We start from the raw sequence: 16,234 nt of genomic DNA on the forward strand, positions 1-16,234 counted from the left end.
CGCCCGATCAGCCGGCGGATGTTTTTTGTTCGTAGCGGTGTGCTGTTTTGGCTGGTTTGCCGAGCAGCATCGGATACTTGCTCAGGAAGGAGATACACGGCACCATAAGCAGCAAAGTCCCGATTGTATAAAAGAGTGTCCAAGAGAGCTGCGCTGTATCCGCAATATTGATACCAAGTCCATAATAAACAAATGCTTTCATGATATCGATGCCGGCAAACTGCAAGACAAGAATAACAATAGAATTTCGTCCGAGATACGTCAAAATTGGGGACGTTTTGAATTTAAAGCTTAAATAAATCACGGCAGCTGAACCGAGCAGTGCACATGCATAGAAAAGAAAGAGATCGCCATAGTCGTTAACGCGCATATCGATCCGTGAATTCAAGCTTTGCATGTAAGCCGTCAGTACAAGCAGACCTGTACATAGAAGAAGGGTTGGATCTGTTTTTAATTCCACAAACCATTGCTTTGCCAAAAATCCAATTGAATAAAACACAACAGCCGTCAAGGCGACATTGGCATTCCAAGGAAGACTTTGGTCTAAAAGCAATGTAGAGACATATCCAGCACCTCCGCAAAAAACGGTCAGTAAGATCAGGACAGCAGGTTTCCCTTTTGTCAGACGGTGCATAAAGAAAAATATAATTTCCACTAAAAAGAGCGTCGTTAAAAACCAGATGGCTGGGTTATGCGTGAGTCTAGCTTCATCTGCATTGGATATAAAAATACCTGTAAACGGAACGAAAGGGTCAATATCCGTTTGTCCCTTAAAGGCAAAAAAACGAGTAACGGAGAACCAGAAAACATACGTAATGATGGAGAAATAGAGATAGGGTAAGAGTAAGCTCTTGGCTTTCTTCTGAATAAATGACAGAGCAGGGTGTGAGGATGATCGAAACATCATGCCTGATAGTAAAAAGAAAAGCGGCATATGAAAAGAGTAAATGAATTGCTTTAAAGAATCTGGAATGGGCACATGCGCCATGACCACGAGCAGAATGCCGATTCCTTTAGCCGCATCGACCCAATCGAGTCTCTTTTTCATGGCCTGTCATCTCCTTCCTTCTAGCGTCGTAAACGATTCTTTGAATATGTACCTCTACTATATAAAAGGTACACCCCTTATGCGTTTACAGTTCGCTAACGATTAGAAGACACATTTGCGATCAGATGACAGACGGAAGGATTTTGACATCTTGATGTTACATTTCCCATTTTCTATGACAATGAAAAAAAGAAGCCAAGGGGATTGGCTTCAAAATAATTCTGCGATTCGTTTGAAGGAGCGCTGTTTTTCGATCGGATCAAAGGAATTGTTTAGAATCATGATGTCATCCGTTTGATAGCGGTCCATCAAGCTAAGTAATTGCTCTTTCACCGTTGCCTTTGAGCCAACAATCATCCGCTGGCGGTTTTGTAACACTTTTTTCTTTTCCTGCGTGGTGTAGTGATAGGAACTGGCTTCTTCTATAGAAGGTACGCGGCTGTCCAGTCCTTTTTCAACACGCAGCAGCCATAAATCTGTACTGCTGGCGATCTGGTCGGCCTCTTCATCTGTTTCACCACAGATGACAAAAACAGCAAACATAGCGTGCGGCTGCCCGGAAAAGACAGATGGAGAAAAGTGAGACCGGTACGTCTCAAATGCTTGCTTGCCGCGTGCAGGGTGGATAAAATGACCAAAAATATAGTTGATCCCAAGCTCCGCCGCCTGCATGGCACTATTTTCTCCTAGCCCAAGCAGCCAAACCGGCGGATGAGCATCAACAAGCGGAGAAGCTTTGACTCCTGCATGCGGGTGCCCAGAAGGCAGGCTGTCTGATAAGTAAAATAGAAGATCCTTCAGCTGGCGGTCAAACTGAGACAGGTCTTTATGCACGCCGTCCGTCAAAGCCAGTCTCGTCCTTTCAATCCCGCCCGGAGATTTGCCGACACCGATTTCAATTCGTCCAGGATAAAGGGCCTCAAGCTGCCGCGTGACCTCTGCTACTTTAAAAGGGCTGTACTGCGGAAGTAAAATGCCGCCAGACCCGGTACGTAAGGTTGATGTATGAGCGGCAATATGAGCCATTAATATTTCAGGTGCTGTACTAGCGAGCCCTCTTGTGCTGTGGTGTTCAGCAAACCAATAACGCTCATACCCAAGAGTTTCCGCAAGCTGAGCCAGCTGCGTTGTGTGAATCAATGTCTCTTGGGCTGTCTGACCTTTAGGAATAGCGACTTGATCTAATATGTGAAGTGATGGCATCATCAACATCCTTTCATCGACACGGTCAATGTTCTTCATCTCAAGTATAAAGAAATCCATGAATAGAAGGAAACGAAAGGGTTTATCTCTCGATCGCAAGCTTTTATATTTTCTATATCAACATATAAAACCAAGTGAAATGATGCCTACACTTCGTTCATTCAGCTAGAGCTGCTTACCGGGAACATTCGACAATGTTTCACATGAAACACTTCATTTACGACATGAACCATTTTCAACATGGATCTTTCGTTAAAAAAATATCATCTGTTTGAAACCTATCTTGAACATAGATCGTATATACTAGTAAATAGAAAAAAGAGTAAGAGGCTCCAATGTCATATCATGAATTTTGTCGAATTTTCATGTATGATAATTTTAATAGGGTCCATCGCTTAATAAATAGATTTTTATTATGCTGGAGGAGTGATTGATTTGGCGATTACATTAGAAAAAGGTCAACGTATTGATTTAACAAAAGGCAAAGCAGGGCTAACGAATATTCTTGTTGGACTTGGCTGGGACCCTGTATCACAAGGCGGCGGATTTTTAGGAAAGCTGTTTGGCGGCGGAGGCGGCGCTGATGTTGATTGTGATGCTTCAGTGCTCATGCTGAAAAATGATAAGTTTACGGAAAATAAAGATTTGATTTATTTTGGCAACTTGAAAAGCAAATGCGGCAGTGTCGAGCATACAGGTGACAACCTAACTGGTGAAGGAGACGGAGATGATGAACAAGTCCTCGTCAACTTGAGCAAGGTGCCAGGCAATGTGAATAAATTGGTGTTTGTTGTGAACATCTATGATGCACTAAGAAGAAATCAACATTTTGGTATGATTCAAAATGCGTACATTCGCATCGTGGATCGTTCAAACAATCAAGAATTAGTGAAATATAATTTAAAAGATGAGTATGCAGGGAAAACATCGTTAATCGTTGGAGAGCTTTATCGTCATGAGAATGATTGGAAGTTTGCGGCTGTTGGAAACGGTACAAATGATGCGAAGCTTGCCGATATTACGAGAAACTATATTTAATCAGAAGGGAGAGATTCCTAGTGGGAATTTCTTTAGCGAAAGGTCAAAAAATTGATTTAACAAAAACGAATCCAGGTTTAACAAAAGTGGTCGTCGGTCTTGGCTGGGACGTCAATAAGTATGACGGCGGACATGACTTTGATCTAGACGCAAGTGTATTTCTTTTAGATGCAGCAGGTAAGGCAAGCTCTCCATCGGATTTTGTCTTTTACAATCAAACAACTGGCGGTGGCGGCAGTGTCGTACATACAGGCGATAACCGCACTGGTGAAGGAGACGGAGATGACGAGCAAGTCAATATCGACTTATCAGCTGTACCAGCGAGTATTGAGAAGATTTCATTTGTCATTACGATTCATGATGCGGAAGCGCGCAGTCAAAATTTCGGACAAGTAACGAACGCATATGTGCGTATTTTAAATGCGGCATCAAATGAAGAACTCATTCGCTACGATTTGGCAGAGGACTTCTCCATCGAGACAGCGATTATTGTAGGTGAATTATACCGTCATGGCGGGGAATGGAAATTCTCAGCTGTCGGATCGGGCTATCAAGGCGGACTTGCCCGCATTGCAACGGACTTCGGTTTAGATATCGGGTAACGGCTAGTTTCATATTTTCAAAGACAGGAGAGGTACGAATATGGCGATTCAGCTTTCAAAAGGACAACGTGTCGATTTAACAAAAACCAACCCAGGGCTGACGAAAGTGATGATCGGTCTTGGCTGGGATACGAATAAATATTCTGGTGGAGCCGAATTTGATTTGGACGCTTCGGCTTTCTTAGTCGATGCAAACAATCGTTGTCAGCAAGACACAGATTTTGTCTTCTATAATAACCTTCAGCACCCAAGCGGCAGTGTCACTCATACAGGTGATAACCGGACGGGCGAAGGAGATGGAGATGATGAGCAAATTCTCGTTGATTTCTCAAAAATTCCTGCTAACATTGATCGTATCGGAATTACAGTTACGATTCATGATGCAGAGACGCGCAGCCAGAATTTTGGACAAGTCTCTAATGCGTTTGTTCGTGTTGTAAATGAAGAGGGCGGGGAAGAATTGATTCGCTTTGATTTAGGGGAAGACTTCTCAATTGAAACAGCTGTTGTGGTATGTGAGTTGTACCGCCACGGAAGCGATTGGAAGTTTAACGCCATCGGAAGCGGATTCTCTGGCGGACTTGCAGCTCTTTGTCAAAATTATGGGTTAGAAGTGTAAACGATAGAAACAAATCGATTCAAGTGGCGCTGCCAATGACTCATATGAGGGCCTTTTCCAAAGTGAGAAAGAAACAGCGGTCAAGAATAACAGCAGGCGAAAGCCTGCTGATGCTTCTACACTTATAGGAGGAAAACCAGTTGGATATTTTGAAACATATGTTGGACACGTATGCCTCGTTTTTTGATTGGCATATGTGGGCAGAGGTATTAACAAACCCTGTCTCTTGGGGGCTTATTGGGACCCTTGTTGTGCTTGAAGGATTGTTATCAGCAGATAACGCGCTTGTATTAGCTGTCATGGTGAAACATTTACCAGAAAAGCAGCGTAAAAAGGCATTAACCTACGGATTAATTGGCGCTTATTTCTTCCGTTTTCTATTCATTGGCGTAGGGATGCTGCTTATTAAGTTCTGGTGGATTAAGGTCCTCGGAGCTGCATATTTAGCATGGCTTGTCATTAAGCACTTCTGGTTAGGTGACGGCGATGACGAAGCGAAGGAATTGAAAAAAGAAGGCTGGATGGTTCGTGTATTTGGCGTGTTTTGGGCAACTGTTATTTCTGTGGAAATTATGGACCTTGCCTTCTCGGTGGACAGTATTCTTGCGGCATTCGCTGTATCTGAGGAAGTATGGATTCTGCTATTAGGCGGAATGCTTGGAATTCTCATGATGCGTACAGTGGCACAGTTATTCCTTGTCCTCATTGACCGTATTCCAGAGCTTGAGAATACAGCGTTTATTCTCATTGGAATTATTGCCATCAAAATGGGCTTAAGTGCTGCTCATATTGAAATTCCGCATGTCGCATTCTTTGCAATTATTATCCTAGCATTTATCGGGACGTTTATTGTTCATAAAATCAATAAGAAGAAACATCAAGATGTGACAAACGAAGCTGCGGCTTCAAAAGAAGAATAGGACGATCAAAAAGGAATGGAGTTGACTAGCGGCTCCATCCTTTTTTGAATCATCAGGTCATTTATTTTCTCTAAACAACAGGAGGTGGCACAGCATGCGGTATTTTCGATTTTTATCAGAGGCGAGGCAGCACGATCTTTTTTTCAAGCGGCCAGGGGCGATGTATTCACTGACACCGAGGCATGTACTTGCGCATGCATTAGGTGCTACTTTGTATATGCCTGCGACAAGACAAGATATAGCAGATATGCTGCTGTCACAGAAATATGAAGCGCTTTGTTCTGTTGTATTTTGCTTGGAGGATGCCATCGGTGATCAAGAAGTGGACATGGCCGAACAGAATCTAGTGGCACAATTGGCCAGTCTCAAAGAGAAAGTAACGCATGCTCCTGAAACGGCTGAACAATTGCCTCTTTTATTTATTCGAGTTCGTTCGCCGAAACAGCTGCTTAAAATGGCAGACTTGCTCGGTTCCTCTCTTCAATTACTTACCGGTTTTGTGTTTCCGAAGTGCTCGGTTCATAATGCGAAGGATTATTTGGACAGTCTGAAACAGGCATCGTCCCAAACGCGGACAACACTTTATGGGATGCCCATTTTGGAAACACCCGATTTATTAGAAAAAGAAACAAGATATACGGTGTTGTCTGAGTTAAAGCAGATCTTGCTGAATGATGAAGAATATATTTTGAATATTCGCATTGGGGCAACGGATCTTTGCGGTTTGTACGGTATTCGCCGTGATCGTGACACGACCATCTATGAGATCAAATTGATTGCAGATTTAATCACAGATATCATCAATTATTTTGGGCGTTCCTTTGTAATTTCTGGGGCTGTGTGGGAGCATTTTGGCCCTGCTCGAAAGGAACAAAAGCCATTCATCCGTGCGCTTTCTCATAGGAGCGGTGAACCGTCTTTATCTGAATTTGATGACGTACAAGGTTTACTCAAGGAGACAAAACTCGATGTCGCTAACGGCATTCATGGAAAGACGGTCATTCATCCAACACATCTTAAGCCGGTGCAAAGCATGTATGTTGTGACGAAGGAAGAGTATATGGATGCATTAAGCATTCTTGAACATGCAGACGGCACAGTTGGCGTAATGAAGAGTACCTTCTCTAATAAAATGAATGAAACGAAGCCGCATTACCGGTGGGCAGAGCACATTTTAATTAAGTCAGATATTTACGGGGTGTTTCATGAAAATAGAAGCTATATCGACATACTCACAGAAACAGAAGCCGCATACGCTGAGCATCTTGGAACATATGGAAGTTGAGCTTGATCTCAAAAAAGGTGCGCTTCAGCTGGAAAAAGAGCATCTTTTTGACATGGCAGCAAGAGTGAACAAAAAAAGAGCCTTTTTATTCGTTAGTAAGGTGCTCGGTAAGCATATTCCTGTTCATCCAGTAAAACCGCTTCTTGTCTCGGGTCTTTTAGCCATGGCGTATGCACAAGAGCAAACAGGCAAGACGTCTCCGCATCAAGACCTTTTAGTAGAAGCACTCAAGACGGATGACCACACGGCATTAACTAAAGCCTACGAAGCACTCAAAAAAGAGAAGCTTTCATCAGGAAAACAGCCGATCGTGATCGGCTTTGCAGAAACAGCAACAGCACTGGGTCATGGTGTGTATGACGTAATAGAAGGAGCATCTTACATCCATACGACACGTGAACAGCTGCTGGATCTTGATCCTTCATTGGTATTTGAAGAAGAGCATTCGCATGCAACGGATCAGCTTTGTTATGCAGACGAAGCATTACTTCGCACAGACCATCCCATCGTGCTAGTAGATGATGAAGTCACGACAGGCCGTACGAATATCAATATCATTCGGGACCTTCATGCAAAGCATCCGCGGCATTCTTACACGATTCTTTCTATTTTGGACTGGCGGACTGAGGAGCACGAGAAAGCCATGTGTGAGCTTGAAGAGGAGCTTGGTATTCACATCACATCATTGTCTTTATTAAAAGGGCAAATGGTCTTTCGGGGCAAAACGCTGGATGAGCCAGCTTATTCGTATGAGATTGCTGAGCAAAAGGATCTGCCAAGTCTCTCTGTTCACTCTCTTCAATCTTTCTTTAAGCACGAGCCGTATGCACTTTCTCATGCAGCAAATTCGGCGGGTCATTCGCCATATATACATGAAACGGGCCGTTTTGGTTTAAACGCAGCAGATACGGCAGCCATCGACCAAGCAGCTGCACAGGCTGGGCTGAAACTGAAGAAGGAACGTAAAGGAAAGCAGACACTTTGTTTAGGAACAGGTGAGCTGATGTATGTGCCGATGAGACTGGCTGCACATATGGGAGAAGGCGTTCTCTTTCATTCAACGACGAGAAGCCCAATTCACCCTGTTGAAAAGGATGGATACGCTGTTCAAAATGGGTTTACCTTTGTGAGTCCAGAGGATGCCCGAATTCAGCACTACGTGTACAACATACCAAAAGATCAATACGATGATGTATTTCTCTTTTTTGAGAAAAAGGTCTCTCAGGAGGCATTGCGTCCGCTTGTTCACTTATTTGCCGAGCGGCATGTGAAGCATGTGCATATTGTGACTTTATCAGACGAGGTGAAGGTGAATGGCTAATGTGTATACAAAGATGGGAAGCTATCCAGAGCAGGATGTAACCTTCTTACTCAAAGATTTATCATCCATTGAGATGGAGAAAAGTACAGAAGAGCGGGAGCGTTCGATTCAGAGCGGTGCGCATTATTCAGAAATGCTGCCGATTGAGTATAAACCAACGGAATCTTATATGGATTTATTCTATCAATCTCTGAAAGAAAGTAAGGAAAAGGTAGCAGAAGCAGTAGCTGTGGTAGCAGAACAGATTGTGAAAAAGCGAGGCTTCCAAACGGTTCTTTGCAGTTTGGCTAGGGCGGGAACGCCGATCGGGGTGCTCATCAAACGATATATTCGAAAGACATATGGTCTTGAACTGCCTCATTACAGCATCTCTATTATTCGTGACCGAGGAATAGATGAGAATGCGCTGCATTATATGCTCAAGGAACATCCGGGCTTTGAGATTGCCTTTATTGATGGATGGACCGGAAAAGGTGCGATTTCGAGAGAGCTCCAAAAAGCTGTGATTGATTTTGAAAGAAAGTATGATATTCGTCTTTCTAGTGAACTGGCTGTACTAGCTGATCCAGGCTATTGTACAAATGTCTACGGAACGAGAGAGGACTTTCTCATTCCAAGTGCCTGCCTGAATTCGACGGTATCAGGACTTGTCAGTCGAACGGTACTAAACAACCGCTGGATCAATGCCGATGATTTCCATGGGGCGAAGTATTATGAAGAGCTGCTTGATGAGGATGTGTCCAACCTGTATGTGGATACAATTGAAGAAGCATTTTCTAGCCTCAAACCAAATGTAGAAGAGAAAGCAGAGACTATCCTCACACAAGGAATGCCTGCGGACTGGCGGGGGATGGCGTCCATTGAAGCGATCGGTCAGGAGTTTCACATTGAAAATACCCATTTGATTAAGCCGGGTGTTGGTGAGACGACCCGTGTGCTGCTTAGAAGAATCCCTTGGAAAATCCTGATTCAGCCGGGGTCTCAGGAGAAGCTGAAGCATATTTTGCTTCTGGCAGAGGACAGAGGCGTTCCTGTCATTGAATATGCCAATATGTCCTATACGTGCTGTGGACTTATTCGTCCGATGGAACAGACGTCATGAAGACATGTGCGTTTGCCAGTGATTTAGACCGGACACTGATTTACTCACATCGAGTGCTTGATCAGTATGAGTATGAAGGAGATTATGATTTAGTTGAGGTGCTGGATGAACGGCCGCTTTCCTATATGTCGGTTGAAACGAAAAAATCCTTGCAGACAATCCATCAACTGGGCTGGTTCATTCCAGTGACGACAAGAACGACTGCTCAGTATGAACGGATCACCTTCTTTCAGCAAGAGCTTAAACCGGAGTATGCCGTTACGACAAATGGGGGCTGTATCCTTCATCACGGCAAGCCGCTTGAGGATTGGCAGGCCATCGTTGATGAGAGGCTCAAAGCGTGTATGTCAGTCAGAGAGATGCTAAGAGCCATCTCCGACCTTCCAGTTGCGGCATGGGTGAAGCGTACCCGGACAGCAGAGGGGAAATTTCTTTATTTGATTATGAAAGATGAGTATTTGTCTCACATTCCACTTGCTGAATTGAAGCTGTGGGGCGAGGAGAGAGGCTGGCAGGTTTCTCTTCAAGGACGGAAGCTTTATTTTATTCCGGAGCCGCTCAATAAGTGGGATGCTGTTGCTTTTTTAAAGGAACGGCTGGAGCTTGAATATGTATATGGTGCAGGCGATTCCCTTTTAGATGCAGGTCTTATTCGTCAGGCGGATATGGGCTTTGCCCCGAGGCATGGGGAAGTGCTTGACTTTGACCCATTACTTGAGCCGACAGCAGCATCTGGCATGGCAGCAGCAGATGAAATCACCTCTTGTGTCATGAAGCAGATGACGACCGTAAAAAAGCCTTCGATTCGATAGCAGAAGTAGAAGGGTGAATGATATGATAGTAGTAGCTTTCGAGAAAATATAGGAGAAAGGAAGGAGCGGCGTGAGTTATAAAGAAATCGATGTCAACCATACACGGGCGGAGCAGGAAGCCTGGAAAAACGTGCTGAAAAAGCCGCTCCCTGAAAGAGACGGTTATGTAAAGGACGAGCATACATTGTCCTTGCCGCGTCTCGCCGCCCGGGTCCTTGGAACTCCGCATGATGCAACCGATTATTTTATTTATTTACATGAATTATATGAAACAGATGGCGTTCATATTTTAAGTGAAACGCTCAATCGTCATATTGAGCCGGAGCATTTTCAAGCGCTTCAACGCATTCATTTGATTAACCAAGAAGAAAAGGGATTGTCCGTGAATCGCTTTGTGGCTTTTTTAGATGGTGAACAGCTGATTGTACGCCATCCAAACCCTGTGATGAACCGGCATATCCGCCTTTCATTGATCAAGGTGTTTGAGCATTTCAAACAGATGCATGAGGGTGGATTTCAGCATCCCGATTTCCGCCGGGTTCTGCTGGATGTAGTGAAGTTTTCAAATAATCATCTAGATCCATGGCTGAAGGAAGTCAATATAGAAGAAAAAATGCCGGCTGTCATTTGGTATGGAGAGGCGAATAAAAGTCAGCTTTATTTTCTTTACTATGTCATGCTGATTGGCTGTGATGTTGTGCTATTTCATCCAGAGGGCGAGGATTCGTTCCGCGAATTAGATCCAGAAGAAAAGCTGACTTTTATTGATCAGTATCCGGGAAATTCAAAGCTTGAACCGTTCCCTACTGAAAAGCCTGAGAGGAAATCAACGGTGGCGTACCGCTCGACAAGAGAGCTTGAAGAGGTGCTCCACACGGAAGATTCAATGCTGTATAAGCCGTGGCAATTCAGAGATCATACCCCTCATTCCATTACGCTGAAGACAACGTATGATGAGCTGTTTTTAATTGCAAAGGAACGTTCCTTTATTCGCCCTAATTTTCAAGCAGACCGGGACACGATACAGATTCCGAATCTCTTTGCGAAAATGATGGGGATCACACGAGACAAGCGTGAATACTGGGATCGTATCCATACGTTAATGGAAGGGAAAGAGACGAAGACCATTCGCCATTTTCCTTTTACGAAAGAAGTGTCTTCGAATTATCAATTTCATTATCAGCATGCCCTTTCTTCTGCTGGAGAGATTGATCCTGAATTATTAATGAAAAGCAATGTATGGCAGTTTTCTCATCTATATGAGGGCGCGCAGCGTGCGATAGCAGAGGCGATATCTCGAATCTGTCACCATCCAAAGCTATTAAAAGAAGGCAATGAGACCGAATTAGATGTCCGTATTTATTTATTCAAACAGATACTGCATATCGGCCAGGAGCTCATTGAACTCATTCAAACCTTTGATTATGCACAAACCGTACCGAAAGTGATTTTATACCATACGGAATATAATGGTGAGCTGACTCGTTCTGATGCGGCTGCCCTCATTTTCCTAAACGAAATGGGGGTGGATCTCTTCGTGTATCATCCGGCGGGATACCAGTGTATCGAGCGGTATATAGATGACCAATTATTTGATACCCATTGGCTTGATGAGATGGTCATGAATCAGGAGTTTAAAGAGCCATCCATCGTCAGAAAGTTATTTCAATCCATTAAAAATCGATAAGGAGATCAAAGCTTATGACAAATACAAACGGAAATGACATCATTTCAATTGATAAAGAGGAAATCTCCATTGAGAAGGCAGACGATATCCGCGTTCAGCTTCGAAATGAACCAGAAGTGCAAAATATTGCGAGACAGATCGATGCGAAAAATCAGCTGGAGCTGCTTGAATACGGAAAACAGCCGGCCGTTGAAATCTCTAAGTTCTCTGATCGTATTCTTTCGATGATGCGTTCAACAAGTGTCACTGACTCAGGAACGATGCTGACGCAGCTTGGAAAAATTATGGATCGTTTTGATAAAAATGATTTTGACGAGCCAAAGGGTGGTTTGTTGTCAAAAATCTTTAAGCGCGGCGGCAGCATGATTGAAAAGATTTTCAGTAAATATCAAACGCTCGGTGCAGAGATTGAAAAAATTAATGTAGAAATCAGTAAATATAAAGACGAAATGACTAAATCGACTGTGACGCTTGAAGAAATGTATGAGCATAACATTCAATACTATATGGAGCTTGAAAAGTATGTTGTTGCAGGTCAAATGAAAATCGAAGAATTAAAGCAATTGGTTCCTTCTTATGAAGAAAAAGCGGCTAGTGGAAACCAGCTGGCACAAATGGAGCTTGATACACTTCGTAACGGCATTCAAGCATTGGAAGAGCGTGTATATGACCTTGATATGGCACGGATGGTGGCTCTTCAAACGGCACCGCAAATTCGTTTGCTGCAGCGTGGGAATACGAAATTAATCGGTAAAATCAACTCAGCGTTCATCATCACCATTCCAATTTTTAAAAATGGGATCATTCAAGCTGTTACAGCGAAGAGACAAAAGCTTGTGGCTGATTCAATGAGTGAGCTGGATAGAAGAACAAATGAAATGCTGAAACGAAATGCTGAAAACATCTCAAGTCAAAGTGTGGAGATTGCCAAATTGTCTGGACGTCCAAGTATCGACATTGAAACGATCGAATCTTCCTTTAATACGATTGTACAAGGGATGAAAGAGACGAAACAGATCGAAGAAGAAAACAAACGATTACGCGAAGATGGAACAAAACGTATGCTTGAATTGCAAGATAATATTAAGCGGGCTGCCCTAGAGTCCTAAAAAATAAGCTGTCTGTAACTAAAGTTGCAGGCAGTTACTCATGAATTTTATTAAAATTTGAAGAAAAAAGGTTTTTATGTGACCATTTTCGGGTAAATCCTGTTCAGGGGAATGGTTCGCCCATGTTTGAAAAAGTCCGCTATGGTGAGGATTCGAGTTATTTTTTAGCACAATTAGGAATTTCCAGTAAAATATTGTCTGATGAGAGGAAATACCCCGTAAAATATGTAGTTTATGAAGCATTCTATAGGATTTACGAGTAATACGGCGTATAAACTCTAATCACCAGACCTCTATATGGAATTCATACATATTGTGCGGAAATAAGCGAATTCTAAAGATTGTTCGCATCATAACGCTTATGTTACGGTTATAAAGATGCTAATTTGGAGGGAAAATATGAATTCTGAAGAGAGAACTATCAAAATCAAGATAAATAATGTATCTAAAATTTTCGGTAAAAATGCTAAAAAAGCATCTCAAATGCTTGGAAAAGGGAAAACAAAAAGAGAGATTCTAAAAGAGACCGGCGCAACAGTTGGTGTCAATCGAGCAAATTTTGATGTGTATGACGGCGAGATATTTGTCATCATGGGGCTATCAGGGAGCGGAAAGTCCACACTTGTGCGGCTGCTAAATAGGTTAATCGAACCAACCTCCGGAGAAATATTTATTGATGGGGATATGATAACAAATATGTCAAAGGATCAATTGCGTGAAGTCAGACGGAAAAAGATCAGCATGGTCTTCCAAAACTTTGCATTGTTCCCCCACCGTACGATTCTTGAGAACACCGAGTACGGTCTTGAATTACAAGGTGTAGACAAAGAAGAGCGCCGCTCAAAAGCGCTTGAATCCTTAAAGCTTGTTGGACTTGAAGGCTTTGAAGAACAGTACCCAAACCAATTAAGTGGCGGGATGCAGCAGCGTGTTGGATTGGCACGTGCATTAGCAAATGACCCTGATATTTTATTAATGGATGAAGCATTCAGCGCACTCGATCCATTAATTCGTAAAGATATGCAGGATGAATTGCTTGAGCTTCATACATCTGTAGGAAAAACGATCATTTTCATTACCCATGATTTAGATGAGGCGCTTCGGATTGGCGACCGCATTGTGCTCATGAAGGACGGAAATATCGTTCAAATCGGAACACCAGAAGAAATTCTGATGAACCCATCGAATGAATATGTTGAACGTTTCGTTGAAGATGTCGACCTTTCTAAAGTATTAACCGCTGGTCATATTATGAAACGTGCAGAAACAATTCAGATCGACAAAGGGGCACGTGTTGCGCTCACGCTCATGAAAAACCTTGGGATTTCGTCTATCTATGCAGTAGATAAGAAAAAGCATTTATTAGGTGTTATTTCTGCACAAGCAGCGAAAAAGGCAGCAGAAATGGGAGCGTCGCTTGAAACAGTTCTCGATAAAGAATTCACGACAGTATTGGAATCTACGTATTTGACAGAAATCTTTGACGCAGTGTCTGATGCAGCAAACATTCCGATTGCCGTTGTCGATGAGAAAAACAGAATGAAGGGTATTGTGGTCAGAGGTGCATTAATTGGTGCGTTATCAGGTAATGATGAGTATATCAACATGTCTTCTAACAAACTTGAGGAAATTAAAACACAAGAGCCTTCTGCACAGGAGGTAGAATAAGATGTTTAGTATGAGTGATTTACCTAGAATTCAGTTCGCGGATTACATTGATCGATTTGTTGACTGGTTAACATTAACGTTTGGTGGTTTCTTTGATGGCATCACAAATGGATTAGCAGGCACAGTAAATGGAATTGTGGCAGCACTTGGTGTGATTCCATCTATTATTTTAACCCTTATTTTTGCCGGCATTGCCTGGTGGATCAGTACAAGAGGAGTTGCTCTTTTCACACTTATTGGATTTTTGCTGATCGACTATTTAGGCTACTGGCATCCAATGCTACAAACACTTGCGCTCGTTTTGACAGCTGTGGTCATTTCCATCGTGATCGGGGTTCCGATCGGTATTTGGGCATCACAGAAGGAAACTGTGCGTAAGATTGTAACACCTATTTTAGATTTAATGCAGACAATGCCTGCATTCGTTTATCTATTACCAGCAATCTTCTTCTTTAACATTGGCGTTGTGCCTGGGGTTGTGGCATCAGTTATTTTCTCCATGCCGCCAACGATTCGTATGACGATTCTCGGTATTAAACAAGTACCAGCTGATTTAATTGAAGCAACAGAAGCATTTGGTTCAACGACATTCCAGCGTTTATTCAAAGTTCAGCTTCCACTTGCAACAAAAACCATCCTAGCTGGTATTAACCAAAGTATCATGCTTGCTCTATCAATGGTCGTCATTGCGGCAATGGTAGGTGCTCCAGGACTTGGTTCGGAAGTATATAGTGCGGTAACGCAGCTGAAAACAGGAATTGGTTTTGAAGCAGGTATTGCCATTGTGATTGTGGCGATTACACTCGACCGTATTACACAAAACATTAAAACGAAAAAAACCAGGGGGAATGCTTAATGTGGAAAAAGTCTCTCTACATTGGGATGACCGCCCTGCTTGTCTTTTTACTAGCCGCTTGTGGCGTGAAGTCAGATTCAAATGCGAGTGCAGCACAGCAGGTGAATAAAACCATTATCGGCATTGATCCGGGTTCAGGGATTATGGCGCTAACGGATCAAGCGAAAAAGGATTACGGCTTAGAGGATTGGACGGTTGTGTCTGCATCAAGTGCAGCTATGACCGCAACGCTCAAGAAATCTTACGACCGTAAAAAGCCAATTATTATCACTGGCTGGAATCCACACTGGATGTTTACTCGCTATGATTTAAAATATTTAGAGGATCCAAAGAAATCTTACGGTGAAGCGGAAGAGATTCATACGATTTCACGTAAAGGTTTTGCAAAAGATCAGCCGGAAGCAGCCAAAATGCTTAGTCAATTTAAATGGTCTCAAGATGACATGGGCGAAGTCATGATGGATATCCAAGATGGTATCAATCCAAAGGATGCCGCCGTTAAATATGTGAAAAAACATAAAGACCAAGTAGCGAAATGGACAAAAGGCGTGAAAAAGTCGAATGGTGACAAAGTCAATCTTGCCTACGTTGCGTGGGATAGTGAGATTGCAAGTACCAATGTCGCTGCAGAAGTACTGCGTGAGCTCGGATTTGAAGTGACCTTGACTCAGGTGGAAGCAGGTCCGATGTGGACAGCAATTGCAACTGGAAGTGCAGATGCATCGTTATCTGCTTGGCTGCCAAATACGCATAAAACGTATGCAGCGAAGTTTAAAGGGAAATATGATGATCTAGGCACAAGTATGAAAGGTCTTCGTATGGGGCTAGTTGTTCCGACATATATGAAGAACGTCAACTCGATTGAGGATTTGAAAAAATAGCCTATAGTGATGAGGTTCCCTTATAATAGAAGGGAGCATATGAAAAAGCAGTCTGCTCAAAAAGCGGCTGCTTTTTTCTTATA

General features: G+C 42.9%; 15 protein-coding genes. 13 read left to right on the plus strand and 2 right to left on the minus strand.

Going from position 1 to position 16,234, the window contains the following annotated elements:
- Positions 1 to 7: 7 nt before the first annotated feature.
- Both C6344_RS15195 and C6344_RS15200 read right to left on the minus strand, forming a co-directional pair.
- On the minus strand, positions 8 to 1,048 hold the full coding sequence (locus C6344_RS15195; protein ID WP_060595475.1) for an acyltransferase family protein: 1,041 nt from the start codon (positions 1,046 to 1,048) through the stop codon (positions 8 to 10).
- A 210-nt stretch (positions 1,049 to 1,258) separates the two neighbouring features.
- The gene (locus C6344_RS15200) at positions 1,259 to 2,251 is read right to left on the minus strand and encodes an LLM class flavin-dependent oxidoreductase (RefSeq protein WP_060595476.1); all 993 of its coding nucleotides are present in this window, start codon (positions 2,249 to 2,251) and stop codon (positions 1,259 to 1,261) included.
- Between the two features lie 435 nt (positions 2,252 to 2,686).
- Between C6344_RS15200 and C6344_RS15205 the strand changes: the two genes are divergently transcribed.
- From C6344_RS15205 to C6344_RS15265, 13 genes are all read left to right on the plus strand, one after another.
- Positions 2,687 to 3,289, plus strand: coding sequence for a TerD family protein (locus C6344_RS15205; RefSeq protein WP_034664249.1), 603 nt, complete (start codon positions 2,687 to 2,689; stop codon positions 3,287 to 3,289).
- A 20-nt stretch (positions 3,290 to 3,309) separates the two neighbouring features.
- The gene (locus tag C6344_RS15210) at positions 3,310 to 3,891 is read left to right on the plus strand and encodes a TerD family protein (protein ID WP_034664247.1); all 582 of its coding nucleotides are present in this window, start codon (positions 3,310 to 3,312) and stop codon (positions 3,889 to 3,891) included.
- Positions 3,892 to 3,931: 40 nt separating this feature from the next.
- Entirely contained in the window at positions 3,932 to 4,510 is a 579-nt protein-coding gene (locus C6344_RS15215; protein ID WP_034664245.1) for a TerD family protein, read from the plus strand.
- 140 nt (positions 4,511 to 4,650) lie between these two features.
- Positions 4,651 to 5,430, plus strand: a complete 780-nt coding sequence (locus C6344_RS15220) for a TerC family protein (RefSeq protein ID WP_034664243.1) — start codon at positions 4,651 to 4,653, stop codon at positions 5,428 to 5,430.
- A 94-nt stretch (positions 5,431 to 5,524) separates the two neighbouring features.
- On the plus strand, positions 5,525 to 6,715 hold the full coding sequence (locus C6344_RS15225) for an HpcH/HpaI aldolase/citrate lyase family protein (protein WP_060595477.1): 1,191 nt from the start codon (positions 5,525 to 5,527) through the stop codon (positions 6,713 to 6,715).
- Positions 6,705 to 8,036, plus strand: coding sequence for a phosphoribosyltransferase family protein (locus C6344_RS15230; protein WP_106073069.1), 1,332 nt, complete (start codon positions 6,705 to 6,707; stop codon positions 8,034 to 8,036). Before C6344_RS15225 ends, C6344_RS15230 begins: the two co-directional genes overlap by 11 nt.
- Positions 8,029 to 9,138 carry a cysteine protease StiP family protein gene (locus C6344_RS15235; protein WP_060595479.1) on the plus strand — a complete coding sequence of 370 codons (1,110 nt, stop codon included), beginning with the start codon at positions 8,029 to 8,031 and terminating at the stop codon, positions 9,136 to 9,138. The genes C6344_RS15230 and C6344_RS15235 overlap by 8 nt, the downstream gene beginning before the upstream one ends.
- Entirely contained in the window at positions 9,135 to 9,950 is an 816-nt protein-coding gene (locus tag C6344_RS15240) for an HAD family hydrolase (protein ID WP_060595480.1), read from the plus strand. Before C6344_RS15235 ends, C6344_RS15240 begins: the two co-directional genes overlap by 4 nt.
- A 70-nt stretch (positions 9,951 to 10,020) precedes the next feature.
- Positions 10,021 to 11,637 (plus strand): YceG family protein, encoded by a 1,617-nt coding sequence (locus C6344_RS15245; protein WP_060595481.1) that lies wholly within the window; start codon positions 10,021 to 10,023, stop codon positions 11,635 to 11,637.
- A 14-nt stretch (positions 11,638 to 11,651) separates the two neighbouring features.
- Positions 11,652 to 12,746 carry a toxic anion resistance protein gene (locus tag C6344_RS15250; RefSeq protein ID WP_003217200.1) on the plus strand — a complete coding sequence of 365 codons (1,095 nt, stop codon included), beginning with the start codon at positions 11,652 to 11,654 and terminating at the stop codon, positions 12,744 to 12,746.
- Positions 12,747 to 13,145: 399 nt separating this feature from the next.
- Positions 13,146 to 14,414: a glycine/proline betaine ABC transporter ATP-binding protein OpuAA gene (opuAA, locus tag C6344_RS15255; protein ID WP_034664221.1), complete on the plus strand. Its 1,269-nt coding sequence runs from the start codon at positions 13,146 to 13,148 to the stop codon at positions 14,412 to 14,414.
- 10 nt (positions 14,415 to 14,424) lie between these two features.
- Positions 14,425 to 15,270: a glycine/proline betaine ABC transporter permease subunit OpuAB gene (gene opuAB, locus C6344_RS15260; RefSeq protein ID WP_034664471.1), complete on the plus strand. Its 846-nt coding sequence runs from the start codon at positions 14,425 to 14,427 to the stop codon at positions 15,268 to 15,270.
- Complete coding sequence (locus tag C6344_RS15265; protein ID WP_034664219.1) at positions 15,270 to 16,151, plus strand: glycine betaine ABC transporter substrate-binding protein; 882 nt, start codon at positions 15,270 to 15,272, stop codon at positions 16,149 to 16,151. Before opuAB ends, C6344_RS15265 begins: the two co-directional genes overlap by 1 nt.
- Positions 16,152 to 16,234 lie beyond the last annotated feature (83 nt).

It is taken from the genome of Bacillus sp. GBSW19 (genome assembly GCF_002998655.1).
Classification (GTDB): Bacteria; Bacillota; Bacilli; order Bacillales; family Bacillaceae; genus Bacillus.

Excerpts from the sequence above, each read along its gene's own strand:
- C6344_RS15195 (WP_060595475.1), bottom strand. The coding sequence starts at position 1,048 with ATGAAAAAGAGACTCGATTGGGTCGATGCGGCTAAAGGAATCGGCATT.
- C6344_RS15200 (WP_060595476.1), bottom strand. The coding sequence starts at position 2,251 with ATGCCATCACTTCACATATTAGATCAAGTCGCTATTCCTAAAGGTCAG.
- C6344_RS15215 (WP_034664245.1), top strand. The coding sequence starts at position 3,932 with ATGGCGATTCAGCTTTCAAAAGGACAACGTGTCGATTTAACAAAAACC.
- C6344_RS15225 (WP_060595477.1), top strand. The coding sequence starts at position 5,525 with ATGCGGTATTTTCGATTTTTATCAGAGGCGAGGCAGCACGATCTTTTT.
- C6344_RS15230 (WP_106073069.1), top strand. The coding sequence starts at position 6,705 with ATGGAAGTTGAGCTTGATCTCAAAAAAGGTGCGCTTCAGCTGGAAAAA.
- C6344_RS15235 (WP_060595479.1), top strand. The coding sequence starts at position 8,029 with ATGGCTAATGTGTATACAAAGATGGGAAGCTATCCAGAGCAGGATGTA.
- C6344_RS15240 (WP_060595480.1), top strand. The coding sequence starts at position 9,135 with ATGAAGACATGTGCGTTTGCCAGTGATTTAGACCGGACACTGATTTAC.
- C6344_RS15250 (WP_003217200.1), top strand. The coding sequence starts at position 11,652 with ATGACAAATACAAACGGAAATGACATCATTTCAATTGATAAAGAGGAA.
- opuAA (WP_034664221.1), top strand. The coding sequence starts at position 13,146 with ATGAATTCTGAAGAGAGAACTATCAAAATCAAGATAAATAATGTATCT.
- opuAB (WP_034664471.1), top strand. The coding sequence starts at position 14,425 with ATGAGTGATTTACCTAGAATTCAGTTCGCGGATTACATTGATCGATTT.
- C6344_RS15265 (WP_034664219.1), top strand. The coding sequence starts at position 15,270 with ATGTGGAAAAAGTCTCTCTACATTGGGATGACCGCCCTGCTTGTCTTT.